This is a genomic window from Flavobacterium sp. T12S277 (assembly GCF_048514875.1).
GTDB lineage: Bacteria > Bacteroidota > Bacteroidia > Flavobacteriales > Flavobacteriaceae > Flavobacterium.
This window is the reverse complement of the sequence record NZ_JBLYEG010000012.1, coordinates 178,509-196,590: the sequence shown is the minus strand read 5'-3', so window position 1 is coordinate 196,590 and position 18,082 is coordinate 178,509. Positions and strand designations below refer to the sequence as shown.

Below are 18,082 nucleotides of genomic sequence, written 5' to 3'. Positions count from 1 at the left end.
CTGTTAAAACGGCTGTCAATTCAATATGTCTACGAACGTGTCTTCTTGTGTTTGGCTTGTATTTCAAAGCGGGTGCAAAAGTAGAAAACTTATTTCTAAATGGCAAGAGTTTTTTGAAGTTTTTTTTAGAAAATTTCTTTTCAACTTTACTTCTTTCTCCTTCCAATCTTTCAATGAGCTTCGCATATTTTGCGGGGTGCAAATGTAATATCCGTTTTCCATTCTCGCAAGCTTTTTTTGAATTTTTATTTGAAAATTTCTTTTCGTTTTGATTCTCTCTCTTGCCAGTATTTCGGTGAACGTCTGTCGCTGTTGCGGGTGCAAAAGTAGACACTTTATTCGCTTTCACAAGCTTTTTAGACAAGTATTTTTGATGTTTTTGAAAACTTTTTGTTAACACTCTGATAACACCTCTTTTAGAAATTAATCTATTTTTAGTTTTGAAAGGTTTTTCTTTAACAAATTTCATTTATCACAATTCTACCAGTCAATATCACGTGAATTTTACAATTTCTCCTGCTTCACACAATATTTATTACCAAATTTTCAAGCACAACACACAACATCCTTATCACCTACCATCACTTTACCCACTCCAACAACAATCAAAACGCATTTCAAAGCAAAAACTTCAATAAAACCCACAAACCAGCTTAGCCACCATCCCTACCTTATAAACAAGAAACAACACCATACTATATAAGGACTCAAAAATCAAGAATACCAATCCACACCATTACTACATATATATTATAGTATAAACATGTATTTATATATTGTGTGTATTTCCGTAATGCGTTATATTTGCATTCACAAAATTATAAACAATGATTAAGATTACTTTACCCGACGGGTCAATTAGAGAGTTTGCTTCAGGCGTAACTCCGATGGAGGTTGCGAAAAGCATTAGTGAAGGATTTGCAAGAAACGTGATTTCGGCATCTTTTAATGGTACAACAATTGAAACCGAAACTCCATTGACGACCGACGGTAGTCTTACTTTATATACCTGGAATGATGCTGAAGGAAAAAAAGCTTTCTGGCATTCAACTTCACACGTAATGGCACAAGCCCTTGAAGAATTGTACCCTGGAATTAAACTAACTCTGGGACCTGCAATTGCGAACGGTTTCTATTATGATGTTGACTTTGAAGATCAAAAGATTTCTGACGCTGATTTTAAAAAGATCGAAGATCGTGTTCTTGAGATTTCAAGAGGAAAACACGAATTTAAAATGCGTCCTGTAAGTAAGGCTGATGCTTTAGAGATGTACAAAGACAACGTTTACAAAACAGAATTGATTTCGAATCTTGAAGACGGAACAATTACATTTTGCGATCACGCTACTTTTACTGATTTATGCCGTGGTGGACATATTCCGAATACCGGAATCATCAAAGCAATGAAAGTGATGAGTGTTGCCGGTGCTTACTGGAGAGGTGATGAGAAAAACAAACAGCTTACTCGTGTTTACGGAACTTCTTTCCCTAAACAAAAGGATCTGACTGAATATCTTGAACTTTTAGAAGAAGCAAAACGTCGTGATCACCGTAAATTAGGTAAAGAACTTGAACTGTTCGCTTTCTCTCAGAAAGTTGGACAAGGTTTGCCATTATGGTTACCAAAAGGTGCCGCCCTTAGAGATCGTTTAGAACAATTTTTAAAGAGAGCTCAAAAGAAAGCAGGTTACGAACAAGTTGTTACTCCACATATTGGACAAAAAGAACTTTATGTTACTTCTGGTCACTATGCAAAATATGGCGCTGATAGTTTTCAGCCGATACACACTCCTGCTGAGGGTGAAGAGTTTTTATTGAAACCAATGAACTGTCCTCACCACTGTGAAATCTACAATGTAAGACCATGGTCGTACAAAGATTTACCGAAGCGTTACGCAGAATTTGGTACTGTATACAGATACGAGCAATCGGGTGAATTACACGGACTGACTCGTGTAAGAGGATTTACTCAGGATGATGCCCATATCTTCTGTACTCCGGAGCAACTAGATGAAGAGTTCAAAAAAGTAATCGACCTGGTACTTTATGTATTTGGCTCGTTAGGTTTTGAAAACTTTACTGCTCAGATTTCATTGAGAGATCAGGAAAACAGAGAGAAATATATTGGTACTGATGAAAACTGGGAGAAAGCCGAAAATGCGATTATCAACGCAGCAGCCGACAAAGGACTGAATACAGTTGTAGAATACGGTGAAGCTGCTTTCTACGGTCCGAAGCTTGACTTTATGGTTAAAGACGCTTTAGGAAGACAATGGCAATTAGGAACGATCCAGGTAGATTACAACTTGCCGGAGCGTTTTGAATTAACCTACAAAGGCGCAGATAATGAATTACACCGTCCGGTTATGATTCACAGAGCTCCTTTTGGATCAATGGAACGTTTTATCGCAATTTTACTAGAACACACTGCAGGAAATTTCCCACTTTGGCTAATGCCGGAGCAAGCTATAATCTTGTCTTTGAGCGAGAAATACGAAATATATGCTAAAAAAGTTTTAGATTTGCTAGAAAATCACGAAATTCGCGCCCTAATTGACAACCGAAACGAAACTATCGGTAAGAAAATTAGAGATGCTGAGATGCAGAAAACTCCATTTATGCTGATTGTTGGTGAGGAAGAGGAGAAAAACGGAACTGTTTCTATCCGTCGTCACGGGCAAGAAGGAAAAGGCAATATTACAGTTACAATTGATGAATTTGTCGCAATTGTAAACGAAGAAATAAAAAAGACATTAAAAGTTTTTACAGTTTAACTTAAATTATAAAGTCATAGCAATAAGAAGCAACAGAGGTTACCAACCTCGAGTAGAAAAAAAGGATGCCCACAGAATAAACAATAACATTCGTGGCGTACAAGAAGTAAGATTAGTAGGCGAAAACATCGAACCAGGTGTATTTAAGCTTGCTGAAGCTTTACGATTAGCGGATCAATTTGAACTGGATTTAGTTGAGATTTCGCCAAATGCTGAACCACCGGTTTGCAAAATCATGGATTACAAGAAATTCGTTTACGAACAAAAGAAACGTGATAAGGTGTTAAAAGCTAAGTCTACGCAGGTTGTCGTAAAAGAGATTCGATTTGGTCCTCAAACGGATGAGCATGATTACGAATTTAAAAGAAAGAATGCTGAGAAGTTCCTTAAAGAAGGAGCGAAATTAAAAGCATTCGTATTCTTCAAAGGACGTTCTATCATCTATAAAGATCAGGGTCAGATTTTATTATTACGTTTGGCAACGGATCTGGAAGAGCACGGTAAAGTTGAAGCAATGCCTGTTTTGGAAGGAAAGAGAATGATTATGTTCATTGCTCCGAAAAAGAAAAAATAAATTATTTGCAATAAGCAATAAGCAATAGTCTTTAAGCAAGAGTTTGATAAAACTTATGCTTAAAGACTAGAGCCTAAGGCCTAAAGCTTTTTGAAGATATAAGTAAGTAAGAATAAATTAAAACACTAGGAAAAATGCCTAAAATGAAAACAAAATCTAGCGCCAAGAAACGTTTTAAAGTTACTGGTTCTGGAAAGATTAAAAGAAAGCATGCTTTTAAAAGTCACATCTTGACTAAAAAATCTAAAAAACGTAAATTAGCTTTGACACACTCAGCGCTAGTTCACTCAACAGATATGAAAAGCATCAAACAACAATTAAGAATTATCTAATAATTCTTTAGGTTAAAAAATTATTTATATAACCTTGGAGTATGGCTTTTAAGTTCCTTTGATTCAATTCAGGACGCCTGCTACAAAAACACATTAAAATTATGCCAAGATCGGTAAATTCAGTTGCTAAAAGAGCAAGAAGAAAAAAAATAATGAAGCAAGCCAAAGGTTTCTTTGGTAGACGTAAAAACGTTTGGACAGTTGCTAAGAATGCGGTAGAGAAAGCGATGAGCTACGCTTACCGTGACAGAAAACAGAATAAAAGAAATTTCCGTGCTTTATGGATTCAACGTATCAACGCTGGAGCTAGATTAGAAGGAATGTCTTATTCTCAATTCATGGGGAAAGTAAAAGCTAACGGAATCGAATTGAACCGTAAAGTTCTTGCAGATTTAGCGATGAACCACCCTGAAGCTTTCAAAGCAATACTTAATAAAGTAAAATAAACGTTTTATAAACTAAATTTAGATTACTTACTTATCATAGAAAAACCATCTCGTTTAAACGGGATGGTTTTTTGCTTTATAGAGGTTTTTCAAATTCTAATTTTTAAAACTACATTTGTATAAAACCTATAAAAATGTATACCGCACTTTTTACTCATATCGAAAAGTTTGTAACACTCGAAGCTTCTGAAGTTGCTCTCTTAGAAACTGCCTTAAGTTTAGCGACCATTAAAAAGAAAGACCATGTACTACGAGAAGGACAAGTTTGCAATACTTTGTATTTTATCGTAAAAGGATGCATGCGCCAATACATCATTAATTCAAAAGGCACAGAACAAACCCTTCAATTTGGAATTGAAAGCTGGTGGATTACAGATTATCTGAGCTATCACAACCATGTTCCATCCCATTTTTATATTCAGGCTGTAGAGAATTCTGAGGTTATTGCCTTAGAAAAATCTGTACTGGAATCCATACTCATCCAAATTCCGAAATTGGAACGCTACTTTCGTATTGTTTCACAGAAGTCTTTTGGAGCAGCACAAATGCGCATTAAATTCCTGTTCACCATGTCGGCAGAAGAAAGATACCATCACTTTAATGATCTGAATCCGGAGTTTGTTCAGCGCGTTCCGCAATACATGCTTGCCTCCTACCTTGATTTTTCAGCTGAGTTTATGAGCAAAATCAGAGCAGGAAAAGTTTAATTATAAGCAACTAAGGTTCTCAGGTACTAAGATACTAAGGCACTAAGCTTCTTTTGGTTTTTAGAGTATCAAAAAAACAAATCCTGTACTTTTATATACATCGTTAGCGAACTCAGAACCTTAGAATCTCAGCAACTCAATACTTTTCTTGAAGTAGTTCAAGTTTTTCAAAGCAGATATCCATGATCTTTGTATCAAACTTTTAAAAACACTTCAAATGAAACCAAGAATCCCTATCCCAACAGCAGCTCCTCAGGCTTACCAAGCATTACTTAACTTAGAAAAATACATTTCGACTACTTCACTCACGCCTGTACACAAAGAGTTGATTAAAATTCGTGCTTCGCAAATAAACGGATGTGCACATTGCATTAACATGCATACCGTTGACGCACGCAAACACGGTATCTCTGAACAACGCATTTACCTGTTAAGCGCCTGGCGTGATACTGATATTTATACGGAGGAAGAAAAAGCCATTTTAGCCCTAACGGAAGAAGTGACACTCATTAGCCATCACGTTTCGGATGCGACTTATCAAAATGCCGCAAGTTTATTTGATGATCAATATCTGGCCGAAATTATTCTGGCAATCATTACGATTAACTCCTGGAACAGAATCGCTATAACTACGGGATTGAGAGTTTCTTAATCAATTCCCAAAGAAATTAACCCACTAATACAGACAAAGCTTTATTTTATCAAAGCCTTGTCTGTTTTTTCTTAAAATAACCTCCCAAAATAAAAAATAAAAATTAAATAAAAACAGGTATTTATACGCTTTTTTAAGAACTATAATTCTTTACTTTTGGCTCATGATACCTTACAGAATGCGGACTTTCCTTTATATTATCTTTACTTTTTTATTTCTTTTTTCCTGTCAGAAAAAGACTTCGAATAACCCGAAATCAAAAAATACAAAAGCTGAAGTTAACCAAACGATCGTTACTGCCAATCGCTTTTATGAACGCAAAGAATTTGACAGCGCATTTTTTTACTACAACAAATTAAAATTTCTCTGTGACCCTGTAACAGATTCCGAGAACTACATTAATTCTATCAACCGCATGGCAGAGATCCAGCAAGATCATGCCGATTATGCGGGCAGCGAGAATACGATCAAAGAAGGACTACCCCATCTCAAACATGTAAAGAAACAATCGCAAATATGGAGTACGTACGTTATTTTAAGCATCAATTACTTAAACACCTACGACTATAAAAATGCTCTGATGTACAATCAGAAAGCCTTGCGGTTAAAAACAGAAGAGTGGAGAAAGCTAGCGGCCAAAAACAACATCGCAGTGATCTTAATGGAGGAAAAAAAGTACTATGAGGCGCTCCAGATTTTTCTGTCTTTAGTAACGAAGAAGGAAGTTGCAGACAATGACGAATTTCAGGGAAAAGCATTAGACAATATTGGCTTTTGTTATTTTAAAATAAATGACTTAGAGGAGGCCTTATCCTATTTCAAAAAAAGCCTCTCGATAAGACAAAAGCAAAATAATTCTTTTGACTTAGGAAAAAGCTATCAGCATTTTGCTAAGTTTTATGAAGAAAGTAATCCTGTACTAGCCAAAAAATATATGCTTTTGAGCTATGAGAAATTCAGTCGTATCAATATTATTGACGAACGTCTGTCAACACTAAAACTTATCATCAAAAACAGCTCTGATCGGGAATTAAAAAAATACTCTATTATTTACGTGAATCTGATTGACAGTGTTTTTGAAGCGAGACAAAAAGCCAAAAATCAATATGCCAAAATCAAATACGACTCCAAAAAAGAAAAGAATGAAAATTTAAGACTCAAAACCCATAAGGTAGAAAACGAAACACAGCTGGAAAGACAACGCAACAGAAATATCATCTCGTATATTATTATTGCTTTTTGTTTGAGTTTAGTTACAGTGCTCTATTTTTATCTGACTTCAAAAGGAAATAAAGACAAAATAAAAGCTTCTTATCAAAGCGAAACACGCATTGCCAAAAAACTACACGACGAACTGGCCAATGACATTTACCACACCATGGCTTTTGCCGAAAACAAAAATCTTTCTATAGCAGAGAATAAAGAACAATTATTGAATAATCTGGAAGCGATATATTCGCGAACGCAGGACATCTCTAAAGAGAACAACCCAACGATAACTTCAGAGAATTATGTTCTTAATTTAAAAAAAATGATCGCAGGATTCAATACTCCTAGCACCAATGTTTTATTAAATGACATAGAAACGATCGACTGGGACGAAATTCAAAAAACCAAAAAGACCACCGTTTACAGAATAGTACAGGAATTATTGGTAAATATGAACAAACACAGCGCAGCCACTCTTGTTACAATCAATTTTAAAAAAACAGACAAAACGGTAATGATTAGCTATACTGACAACGGAAAAGGAATTGATCTTAATACGATCCAGTTTAAAAATGGCCTTTATAATGTAGAGAGCAGAATTTTGGCTATAAAAGGAGAAATTCATATTGATTCGGCAACAGAAAAAGGTTTTAAAGTGGTCCTAAAATTCCCATTGCGATAATGAAAATCTCTTCTTTCCTAAAAAATAAAATCTTCTTACGATCTGTTTTCGTATTGCTGCTCCTGGGATTAGTCGCTGTGGCCTTTTCATATCCATTTCGAAAAACCGAAACGAAGAAAATACGAATCGAAAATAAAGAAAGAACTGCCGCCATTAAAAAAAATATTGATCAGGGCGATAAACTATTCGACAAAGGAGCTTATGCCGATTCTTATTTTTATTATAAAAAAGCCACTCAGCTTTGCAAACCGATAGACCATTATGCCGATGACTATGTTTACTCCTATTTGTCTATTGCCAATCTGCAACAAAATATGAGTAACTATATTGCATGCGAAGAATCCATTGCAATGGTTTTGCCGCATCTTAAAAAAACAAGTAAGCCCAAGTTTACGTACAACACTTATACGCTCTTGGCCTACAATTACTATTTTACCTATGACGATGATAACGCCTTATTCTATCATAAAAAAGCATTAAAACTAGCTACTTCTCCCTATAAAAAGGCGGTAATTTTATGTGATATATCCAACATTTATCTCAATCAAAAGAAATACAAAAAAGTCATTGATATACTCGAGCCTTTAGCCAAAAGGAAAATCAAACATGAAACGGACTCGATAAAAACAGCAAATGCCTATGCCATTTTATTGGAAAATCTGGGATACTGTTACTATGAAGTTGGAGATCCACGGGCCTTGGACTGTCTTAAAAAAAGCTCGGCCATAAAACTTAAGCTGAACGAAGACTATGAATTGGTGAGCTCTTATAATAATCTTGCCTTGTATTATTCTAAAACAAATCCTGCGCTGTCAAAACTGTACGCGGAAAAGGAGTACCAGTCGGCCTGCAAAGCAAATTCGGCTACCTTCAAGGCCAACTCATTGTCGTCTTTAATTACAAAATCGGAAGGAAAAGAATTAAAAAAATACGCTTTGTCCTATATCAAAATAATAGACAGCCTAACGATTGCCCGAAGAAAATCCAAGAATCAATTTTCAACCATAAAATACAGTTCCAATCAGAATAAAGAAGAAAACTTTCAGCTTAAAGCCCAAAAAGCCGAGAATGAATTACAGTTAGAAAGGCAGAAAAAACGAAATATTGTTTCCTACATTGTTATGTTTTCAACTACAATGATCAGTTTATTGGTATTTGTTCATCTACTTTCTAAAAGCAGAAAAGAAAAAAACGATGCTATTCTTCAAAGTGAAATCCGAATCTCTAAAAAACTTCACGATGAATTAGCACAAGATGTTTATCAAACCTTAAAATTTTCAGCACATACCGATTTAAAACAGGAAGAAAACAAAGACCAGCTTTTAAACAGCCTCAATGCTATTTATGCTAAAGCCCGGAATATCTCTAAAGAAAACAGCTCGATTGTAACCGATGAAAATTACAGCACAGTTTTAAAAGAAATGATTTCCGGTTTTAAAACAGCCGATTTAAATATTATTCTGAATGGTTTCGATCAGATTTCCTGGAATGAAATAGAAAAAGGTAAGAAGATTATACTTTACAGAATCCTTCAGGAGCTATTTGGAAACATGAAAAAGCACAGCCAGGCGACCTTAGTGAGCCTGAATTTTAAAGATATTGAAAAAAAAATAACGATTAATTACAGCGATAACGGGGTCGGAGCCTATAACAGATCATTAATTTTAAAAAATGGACTACAAAATGTGGAAAGCCGTATTAAAACCATAAATGGAAATATTATTTTTGACTCCAATTCTAAAACAGGTTTTAAATTAAGTTTCAATTTCCCCAAATAAACAAAGTAATATGTTCAAAAAAGTTTTAGTTGCCGAAGATTTAGACAGTATAAGTATTGCCGTAATTCAAGCACTTGAAGAACTACAGGTTCCCACAATCGATCATGTCAAATATTGTGATGACGGATTAATTAAAATAAAAAAGGCCCTAAAAGATAACGAACCCTACGATTTGTTAATCACTGATTTATCGTTCAAAAAAGACCACCGCAAAATTAGCCTGAATGGAGGTGAAGAGCTGATTGAAGCGGCAAACGAGGTTCAGCCCGGATTAAAAAAAATAGTTTTCTCGATTGAAGACAAGTCCTATCGCATCAAATCGCTTTTTTTTGATTTAGGGATTAGTGCTTATGTATCGAAAGGACGAAATAGTATTGCCGAATTAAGAAAAGCCATTGAAGGTACTTTTAGAAATGAAGAAAGAATACTTTCTTCCGATTTGTCTTTCAATTTTAACGAAAAAGTACTGTTTGAAATCGAATCTTATGACATTTCGATCTTAAAACTCCTGGCGCAAGGTTACATTTTAGAAAATATATCAAACGAATTTAAGGCTACTTCTATTACTCCAAACGGTACCAGCAGTATTGAAAAACGCATCAATAAATTGAAAATTTACTTTAAAGCCAACAACAATGTGCACTTAATTGCCATTGCAAAAGACTTTGGGTTGATTTAAATTTTAATTGCTTTTACGGTTTCCCGTAAGGAAATGGTTTTTAATACTTCTATTTTTGTATGAATCTATTAGTCAACTAATGAAAATCAAACACAAAAATAGTTTTAAAAGAAATTTTCTGCAGGTTTTTGTTTCGAAGATTAATACAACCAAAAACAGAATCATAATGAAAACAATGTTACTTTGTCTTTTTTTGTCCTTAAGTTTTGCTTTCGTTTCTGAAAAAACAGGATGGCTGGAAGTAGACTGGAAAATTATTTTTATACCCGCACTACTTGTTTTGCAAATCATAATAATTGGTACTGCTCTAAAAAACAGGTATAAAAAACATTAAACTCAAACGTACTGATACTAAAAATTTCAATGAGAATCTGTCAAAGAACGATTCTCATTGAAATTAAAAATAGTATTTCCCCACTCCATAGTCGGAATTTGAAATGCTTATATTTGAATATTTAAATACAGCATGAAATCTATCTTAAGTTTTACCCTCCTCCTTTTTTCGGTTCTCACCTACTCACAAACTAAAATCCTATCCTGGAATATAGAGAACTTAGGAAAATCTAAATCTGAATCCGAATTAAATTTCATTGCAAACACTGTTCTTGCTTATGATATTATTGCCATTCAGGAAGTCGTGGCAGGATATGGCGGTTCACAGGCTGTTGCAAAACTAGCTGCCATTTTAAACAATAAAGGAACAAAGTGGGATTATACGATAAGCAATCCAACAAGCGGGACGAGTTATAAAACAGAACGTTATGCTTTTATCTGGAAAACCAGCAAAGTAAAACTGAAAGGAAATGCCTGGCTGGAAAAAAAATACCATTTAGAAATTGATCGCGAACCTTATTTTGGAACTTTTGAAATCAATAAAAAGATGGTTACATTGGTTAATTTTCATGCGATTACTAAATCGAAGCAACCTGAAACCGAAATCAAGTATTTTAAACACCTTCCGGAAGAATATTCTAATTTAAATCTGGTGTTTATTGGCGATTTCAATTGCCCGCAATCTCATTCTGTGTTTACGCCCTTGAAAAAAATGGGGTACAATTCTAGTTTGCAGAATCAAAAAACAACTCTAAAACAAAAATGCAAAGAGACAGTTTGTCTGGCATCAGAATTTGATAATATTTTTTACCGCAAAAACTCGCTAACCTATATCAATTCAGGTATTGTTTCGTTTTACAAAAAATTCAATTCGCTACAGGAAGCCCGTAAAATATCCGATCACATTCCAATCTGGATTGAGTTTTCACTGAATTAAACTAGGTTTTTAGCTTTTTCTTTCTTGCCGCAGGAAATAAAACATTGTTTAAAATCAAACGATAGCCCGGCGAATTAGGATGTAAATCTAAAACAGTAGGAGGATCTCCAACCTGATGTTGAAAATCTTCGGGATCATGGCCTCCAAAAAAAGTAAACATTCCTTTTCCTTTTTCGCCATGAATGTATCTTGATTCTCCATTTAGCTCGCAAGTCCCCATTATCAACACATTTGATTTTATCAAATCGGTATCAAATGAAGTGGTTTGTCCCATAAACCCTTTTACTAACTGGGTATGATTCTGGCATAACATACTCGGAATCGGGTCCCATTTTGCAGAAAACTCCATTAGAGAAAAATAATCTTTCTCCATAGGAATTTTACGTTTTGACGTCATATCAATATCTGAGAATTCATACACCTCCGGTCTTCGTTCTAATGTAAAATCTTTAAAGGCAAACGAATTTCCGTAGTTTAATTTTGATTGGTAATTGGATTCGCTGGCATCACCATCAAACATAGCTTCGCAAATATCTACTCCATCTGCCGAAAGTGCAATGTCAAAACTATCCGTGGCAGAACACATTGCAAACATGAATCCACCTCCAATTACAAAGTCTCTGATTTTTTTTGCAACCGCTCCTTTTTCCTGAGAAACTTTAGGATAGCCTAATTTTGCTGCCAAAGCTTCGGCATCCTTTTTTTGCTCTATGTACCAGGGTGTGTTTTTATAAGCAGAGTAAAACTTACCATATTGTCCGGTAAAATCTTCGTGGTGCAAATGCAGCCAATCGTAAAGAAGCAGCTGATCGCTTAAAACTTCTTCATCATAAATGGGTGTAAAGGGAATTTCGGCATAGGTTAAAACTAAGGTTACCGCATCATCCCAAGGCTGTTTCCCTTTGGGCGTGTACACGGCAATTTTAGGAGCTTTTTCTAAAATAACCGATTCCATATTTTGTGACGGGCTCGAAATATCATTGAGTATAGAAGCTTCTTCAGCATCCGAAAGTATTTCAAAACTCACGCCTCTGATCTTACATTCTTTGCGAATTTCGTCGGCATCCGGAAGCAAAAATGAGCCTCCGCGATAATTTAAGAGCCAACTCGCTTTATAGTCTCTGCTTAAACACCAATAGGTAATTCCGTATGCTTTCAGATGATTCTGTTGTGTGGTTTCGTCCATCGGAAGTAAGATAAACGAGGCCTTTGCCGTAAATGAAAGTAGCAATATGAAACTATAAAGTAAGCACTTCTTCATTAGAATTTTATTTTAGTAAAGATATAAAGGAACCTTTGAAAAACACAACAGTTGTTTCGGTTTTATAAGTATCCAAATGTTAAAAAATACTTGCAAAAATATTATGCATGTTGTGTAAAATCACGTAGAAACACCTATTTCACAGAAGTACATTATTCTTACATTTGCTCTCCCCCCGGTCGTCAAAATAATCAATGAAAAAGAAAAAGGCATGAAGCTTAATGATGGTAATAAACAACCAAAGGGATTGAATATGATACAAAAAATAGGAATTGTTGTGCTAGTGTTAATTATAGTTTTGTATTATGCACTGTCAATACATTATTTAACAAGCTAATCAATTTATAGTGTTAAAACGGCAATTTCATTCTGAATCGCATAGACTACTAAACCGGCAATATTCTTAGATTCAGTTTTAAGGAGTAAGTTGTTGCGGTGCCCTTCTACGGTTCTGGGACTCAAATAAAGATGATCAGCGATTTCTGAAGTTGTTTTCTGCTGGCAGATCAACTGAAGAATCTCTATTTCACGCTGTGAAAGAAAACCTGTTTCCAAATTTCCTTTTGAGGTCTTGCTGGAGATAATGGTTTCCTGAATGGTTTGCAGAACGCTTTCGTTATAGTAAAACCCTTTTTTGGCAACCTGATTGATGGTATGAATTAAATCTTTTGGAGTGGTATTTTTGATTAAATAAGCCACTGCTCCTACCTGAATCATATTGGCAATAAATGATTTGGTATCATAACTGGTCAGCGCGATAATTTTAATTTCTGGAAATGACTTCCGGATAATTTTTGTAGCCTCGACACCATTCAAAATTGGCATCTTCAAATCCATAATAATAATGTCAGGTTTAATGACACTGTTATTTAAGTTCGTCAGAAGTTCTTCTCCATTAGATGCCTCAAAGATAATATCGATATTATCCTCTCTTTGCAATAAAAAAGAAATTCCTTTACGGAATAAAACTTCGTCATCGACTAAAGCAATTTTAATAGCGGCACTCATTTGATTTTTGTTTTTGGTCGTTTGGTAAGCCGAAATTACAAAATATGGAGCGAAAAAAAGTACTACAACCGCAATATCTTAAGTAAAAACCCTATTTATTACCATATTTTAACCTAAAAAGTAAAAACTACGCTAATACCCTTGTCAATTTCCGAATGAATTTCGATATTTCCCTTCAAAAATGAAATACGGCTATCGATGTTTTTCATCCCTAATCCTTTCTGATTTTCGGAATTCTCGGTATCAAAACCAATTCCGTTATCTTTATAATAACAGGTCTGAATTTCATCTTCCATCTTAAAATCAACCCAAATTTCAGTTGCTTTTCCGTGACGCAAAGAATTGTTCATTAGTTCCTGCAAAATTCGGAAGACATGCAAATGACGATCAATATCTTTAGGATCAAATTCAATTTCATTGTGGTAATGTACTTTTACTTTCTTGCTGCTTTCAAACTCATCACAAAGTTCGCGGACACCGGCATTCAGACCAAATTTTTCAAAAACAGGGGGTAATAAGTTATGTGCAATTTTTCGGGAGTTCTCGAGTGCTTTTGCGGTAAGACTTATAATAGTCCCCGTAATCTCACTGATTTCTGCTTCGGTTAAGTTTGGAGATGAGAGTATGTGTGAATTTAAGGATACAATATTCAGTTTAGAACTGATATCGTCATGTAAATCCTGTGCAATTCGCTTTCGTTCTTCTTCCTGAGTCACAATAACGGCATGTACTTGTTCTTTACGGTATTGAATTTCCAGATCTCTTTTTTCTACTTCTTTCTGAATAATTTTCTTTCTGGAAAAATAAAAAAACGCAATTAAAAAAAAGGCTACAACCATAAAAAAACATGATGTGTAGAGAATGATAGCCACTATCTCTTTTTCGTAAACCGGGATTCCACTCATAGCTCGTTATTTATTTTCTTTTTCGGGTTAAAACTTACTTTCCACTCATATAAAATAAAAAGATAATATAACAATACGAAGAAAGCATTGAGTCTCCATGTAAAATATTTCAGGTCATCGCTTAATCCGAGGGTAAGGTTGCCTACTATAAAAAGGACAGTACTTACCAGTAAATAAGACGATAATCCAACAGTAAAATAATAATACTGTCTGTCGTCCGTTAACATATTATAGAAATGCAATAAAGCATACACAACACTTAATAAAGAAGTTGCTGTAATGACAAACAAGTTAAATTTAAAAAATTGATCGGGCTTGATTAAACACTGAACCACCAGAATCAATAACATCAAGGCCAGGCTCCAGTTTACAAATACTTTTTGCCTTTTAATTCCTAAAATCGATTTATAAAACAGTCCTAATAAAACCATTTGCCCTATAAAATAGACATTTACAAGGAACAAATTTTCAATTTGAAAACGATACAGCAGCTCCATAGTGAATTGATTAACAAACAAAAACACCACATAAGCGGTTAAGAAAACATTAGCTTTTCCCCGGAGGGAAAAGCTATATGTATATAAAATCAGGTTCAGTAAGAGGACGAAATAACCTGAAAATATTAGAAAATTATCCATTAATTATTGGTTCATTGGACTATTTGGATCGGTGTATGGCGGACACGGACGAGATGCATCGTAAAGAACATCTTCTCCTTCACCTTCCCCTGCAGTTCTTGCACCGGTTAAGGATTGCTGTTGTTTGAAAACATCAACATAAATACCTGTTTTTGGGTCTTTTTTTGTACCAACAAGCATTAAGTTTTGCTCTCCGGCATTATTGATCCCTACGTAAGCACGTACGGCATCAATATCCTGGTCCATTACCAGTTTCAGGCTTTCGATCGGGATGAGGTAAGCATCCACTTTTTCTCTGCCATCTATTTTGGCCTTTCGAAATTTCCGGGCCCATTCCTGACCAACAGCTAAACTGACTTCAACTGATCCTAACTTTTTTTCTTCTGACATAATTTAAATTTGTTTTTGGGTTAAAATTTAATTTAGAACTGCTTTGCGCAATTGTTTGGCTAAACTACAGAATTTTCTAGGAAAAGTATTAATATTTAAGCATAAAAAAAGCCTCAAAATGAGGCTAAATTGTTTTATTAAAATGGGACATCGCTGTCGTCTTCGTCGTCGTTTAAGTTACTGCCAAAAGCTTCATTGGCCGAAGGCAGGCTTTTGGTTATAAAAGGACTATCGTCATGATTCATTTTGGATGGTAAATCATCGTAACCTCCTGAAAAATCATCAAGGTTGTCAAACTTTCCAAGGTGTCCTAAGAATTTCAATCGGATGTTTTCAATACCACCATTACGGTGTTTCGCGATCATAATCTCCGCCTGACCTGCAGTAGGCGAAGCCTCGTCATCATCCCATTCCTCAATTTTATAGTATTCCGGACGGTACAAAAACGAAACAATATCAGCATCCTGCTCAATCGCCCCCGATTCACGAAGATCCGAAAGAAGTGGACGTTTACTTGATCCACGGGTCTCTACCGCACGCGATAGCTGTGAAAGTGCAATTACCGGTACATTTAACTCTTTTGCGAGAGCCTTTAAGTTTCGGGAAATAGTAGAGATTTCCTGCTCACGATTTCCTCCTCCTTTATTATTTCCTCCGGCAGTCATCAACTGCAAATAGTCAATAATGATAATTTTAATTCCGTGTTGCGAAGCCAAACGACGGCATTTTGCTCTTAAGTCAAAAATAGAAAGCGAAGGTGTATCATCAATAAACAAAGGTGCTTTTTCCAAATCTTTTACTTTGGTACTCAACATTTCCCATTCGTGAGGTTCTAATTTACCGGTACGAAGTTTTTCTGATGACAATCCTGTTTCTGAGGAAATAAGCCTCGTAATCAACTGAACGGATGCCATCTCCAGAGAGAACAAAGCCACCCCATGTCCATACTGAATGGCAATATTTCTCGCCATTGAAAGTACGAAGGCCGTTTTTCCCATCGCAGGTCTCGCCGCGATAATAATTAAATCACTAGGCTGCCATCCCGAAGTCAGTTTATCCAGATTATGAAAACCGGTTTCAACACCACTTAATCCTTCCTTTTTGGCAATCTCTTCAATTTTCTTTTTAGCCTGAAGTACTAAACTCTGGGCTGTTTCCGAACTACGCTTGATATTTCCCTGCGTTACTTCATATAATTTCGATTCGGCCTGATCCAGCAAATCAAATACATCGGCTGTTTCATCGTAAGACGCTTCGATGATTTCAGACGAAATTCGGATCAAACTTCTCTGAATGAATTTCTGAAGAATAATACGAGAGTGAAATTCGATATGCGCCGAAGAGGCAATTTTTTGAGTCAGCTGAATTAAATAAAAATCTCCTCCTGCTAATTCCAGTTTTCCATTCTTCTTCAACTGAGAAGAAACGGTCAACAAATCGATTGGCTGTGTTTCAGTAAAAAGCTGCACGATCGCTTCAAAAATAAATTTATGTGCATCTTTATAAAAAGCATCAGCCTGCAAAATATCAATTACATCATCAACCCCCTTTTTATCAATCATCATCGCCCCAAGAACAGCTTCTTCTAATTCAAGCACCTGCGGAGGAAGCTTCCCTTTTTCTAAGCTAATAATTGTGGTTTTATCTACCTTTACAGGATTTACATTCTTGAAATTTTCCATATAGCGAAAGTAGCAAAATTTAAAAAAAAATTACTATCGAGTTATAACTATTAATTGTTTATAAATATGTTTTTTTGTTCATAACCAAAAAAAAATCCGAAACTGTAAGGCTTCGGATTCTAATTCGTTTTGTAAGAATTTACTCTTTATACTCCCCCATCTTACTGTATTTGTCCATTCTTTGGGCAATCAGATCATGTGTTGATAAGTCTTTCAATTCATTATATCCTTTAGTGATGTACTCGGCTACTGTTTTAAAAGTAGTTTCGCGGTCGTAGTGTGCTCCGCCTAATGGTTCCGGGATTACATCATCCACTAATTTTTGTTTTTTCATATCCGATGAAGTCAATTTTAAAGCATCGGCAGCACGTTCTTTGTACTCCCAGCTTTTCCATAAAATTGAAGAACAAGATTCCGGAGAAATTACAGAATACCAGGTATTTTCTAACATGTATACTTTGTCTCCAACACCAATTCCTAATGCTCCTCCCGAAGCTCCCTCACCTACAATAATGGTGATGATAGGTACTTGCAAACGAACCATTTCAAAAATGTTTCTCGCGATTGCCTCTCCCTGTCCTCTTTCTTCAGCTTCAAGTCCTGGGTATGCTCCCGGAGTATCTACTAAAGTTAAAACCGGAATTCCGAACTTCTCTGCCATTTTCATCAAACGCAAAGCTTTACGGTATCCTTCAGGATTCGCCATACCAAAATTACGGTACTGACGTGTTTTGGTATTAAAACCTTTTTGCTGACCTACGATCATAAACGATTGACCGTTTATTTTTCCTAATCCGCCCACCATCGCTTTATCGTCTTTAAAGCTTCTGTCTCCATGAAGTTCTAAAAAAGTATCTCCGCAAATTGCTTTGATATAATCTAAAGTGTAAGGTCTATTTGGATGTCTTGACAGCTGAACACGTTGCCAGGCTGTAAGATTTTTGTATATTTCTTTCTTAGTTTGTTCTAATTTCTTGTTGATTTCCTTGCAGGTTGGTGTTACATCAACATCAGATTCTTTTCCAATTATAACACACTTTTCTAACTGTTCTTCAAGTTCTTTTATTGGAAGCTCAAAATCTAAATATTCCATGG

General features: G+C 35.4%; 18 protein-coding genes. 10 read left to right on the top strand and 8 right to left on the bottom strand.

Annotated elements, in window-relative coordinates; genetic code table 11:
* The coding region (locus ACN1CN_RS17370) for a hypothetical protein (protein WP_419136525.1) at positions 1-469 on the bottom strand (469 nt) is incomplete at its 3' end.
* Positions 470-827: 358 nt separating this feature from the next.
* Between ACN1CN_RS17370 and thrS the strand changes: the two genes are divergently transcribed.
* The 10 genes from thrS (at position 828) to ACN1CN_RS17320 (ending at position 11,103) form a co-directional block, all read left to right on the top strand.
* Positions 828-2,774 (top strand): threonine--tRNA ligase, encoded by a 1,947-nt coding sequence (gene thrS / locus ACN1CN_RS17365; RefSeq protein WP_264525076.1) that lies wholly within the window; start codon positions 828-830, stop codon positions 2,772-2,774.
* A 22-nt stretch (positions 2,775-2,796) separates the two neighbouring features.
* Positions 2,797-3,348, top strand: a complete 552-nt coding sequence (infC, locus tag ACN1CN_RS17360; protein ID WP_072974136.1) for a translation initiation factor IF-3 — start codon at positions 2,797-2,799, stop codon at positions 3,346-3,348.
* A gap of 134 nt (positions 3,349-3,482) precedes the next feature.
* On the top strand, positions 3,483-3,680 hold the full coding sequence (rpmI, locus tag ACN1CN_RS17355; RefSeq protein ID WP_007810722.1) for a 50S ribosomal protein L35: 198 nt from the start codon (positions 3,483-3,485) through the stop codon (positions 3,678-3,680).
* 101 nt (positions 3,681-3,781) lie between these two features.
* The gene (gene rplT / locus ACN1CN_RS17350) at positions 3,782-4,126 is read left to right on the top strand and encodes a 50S ribosomal protein L20 (protein WP_017498429.1); all 345 of its coding nucleotides are present in this window, start codon (positions 3,782-3,784) and stop codon (positions 4,124-4,126) included.
* Positions 4,127-4,260: 134 nt separating this feature from the next.
* Positions 4,261-4,833 carry a Crp/Fnr family transcriptional regulator gene (locus tag ACN1CN_RS17345; RefSeq protein ID WP_419136524.1) on the top strand — a complete coding sequence of 191 codons (573 nt, stop codon included), beginning with the start codon at positions 4,261-4,263 and terminating at the stop codon, positions 4,831-4,833.
* 217 nt (positions 4,834-5,050) lie between these two features.
* Positions 5,051-5,485 (top strand): carboxymuconolactone decarboxylase family protein, encoded by a 435-nt coding sequence (locus ACN1CN_RS17340; protein WP_264525078.1) that lies wholly within the window; start codon positions 5,051-5,053, stop codon positions 5,483-5,485.
* Between the two features lie 415 nt (positions 5,486-5,900).
* Positions 5,901-7,376 (top strand): tetratricopeptide repeat protein, encoded by a 1,476-nt coding sequence (locus ACN1CN_RS17335; protein ID WP_419136523.1) that lies wholly within the window; start codon positions 5,901-5,903, stop codon positions 7,374-7,376.
* Positions 7,376-9,154 (top strand): tetratricopeptide repeat-containing sensor histidine kinase, encoded by a 1,779-nt coding sequence (locus tag ACN1CN_RS17330; protein WP_419136522.1) that lies wholly within the window; start codon positions 7,376-7,378, stop codon positions 9,152-9,154. The genes ACN1CN_RS17335 and ACN1CN_RS17330 overlap by 1 nt, the downstream gene beginning before the upstream one ends.
* A gap of 10 nt (positions 9,155-9,164) precedes the next feature.
* The gene (locus ACN1CN_RS17325; protein ID WP_264525081.1) at positions 9,165-9,833 is read left to right on the top strand and encodes a response regulator; all 669 of its coding nucleotides are present in this window, start codon (positions 9,165-9,167) and stop codon (positions 9,831-9,833) included.
* Between the two features lie 466 nt (positions 9,834-10,299).
* Complete coding sequence (locus tag ACN1CN_RS17320) at positions 10,300-11,103, top strand: endonuclease/exonuclease/phosphatase family protein (RefSeq protein ID WP_419136521.1); 804 nt, start codon at positions 10,300-10,302, stop codon at positions 11,101-11,103.
* Between the two features lies 1 nt (position 11,104).
* On the opposite strand, the gene ACN1CN_RS17315 is transcribed toward ACN1CN_RS17320, so the two are convergent.
* The 7 genes from ACN1CN_RS17315 to ACN1CN_RS17285 form a co-directional block, all read right to left on the bottom strand.
* A complete protein-coding gene (locus tag ACN1CN_RS17315) occupies positions 11,105-12,364 on the bottom strand; it encodes an asparagine synthetase B (protein ID WP_264525083.1) in 1,260 nt (419 codons plus the stop codon).
* A gap of 342 nt (positions 12,365-12,706) precedes the next feature.
* Positions 12,707-13,372, bottom strand: coding sequence for a response regulator transcription factor (locus tag ACN1CN_RS17310; RefSeq protein ID WP_264525084.1), 666 nt, complete (start codon positions 13,370-13,372; stop codon positions 12,707-12,709).
* Between the two features lie 113 nt (positions 13,373-13,485).
* Positions 13,486-14,277 carry a sensor histidine kinase gene (locus ACN1CN_RS17305; protein WP_264525085.1) on the bottom strand — a complete coding sequence of 264 codons (792 nt, stop codon included), beginning with the start codon at positions 14,275-14,277 and terminating at the stop codon, positions 13,486-13,488.
* Positions 14,274-14,774 carry a hypothetical protein gene (locus tag ACN1CN_RS17300; RefSeq protein ID WP_419136520.1) on the bottom strand — a complete coding sequence of 167 codons (501 nt, stop codon included), beginning with the start codon at positions 14,772-14,774 and terminating at the stop codon, positions 14,274-14,276. The genes ACN1CN_RS17305 and ACN1CN_RS17300 overlap by 4 nt, the downstream gene beginning before the upstream one ends.
* A 144-nt stretch (positions 14,775-14,918) precedes the next feature.
* Positions 14,919-15,305 carry a hypothetical protein gene (locus ACN1CN_RS17295; protein ID WP_419136519.1) on the bottom strand — a complete coding sequence of 129 codons (387 nt, stop codon included), beginning with the start codon at positions 15,303-15,305 and terminating at the stop codon, positions 14,919-14,921.
* Between the two features lie 137 nt (positions 15,306-15,442).
* Positions 15,443-16,987: a replicative DNA helicase gene (gene dnaB / locus ACN1CN_RS17290; RefSeq protein WP_264525088.1), complete on the bottom strand. Its 1,545-nt coding sequence runs from the start codon at positions 16,985-16,987 to the stop codon at positions 15,443-15,445.
* Positions 16,988-17,126: 139 nt separating this feature from the next.
* On the bottom strand, positions 17,127-18,080 hold the full coding sequence (locus tag ACN1CN_RS17285) for an acetyl-CoA carboxylase carboxyltransferase subunit alpha (protein ID WP_264525089.1): 954 nt from the start codon (positions 18,078-18,080) through the stop codon (positions 17,127-17,129).
* Positions 18,081-18,082: the final 2 nt, after the last annotated feature.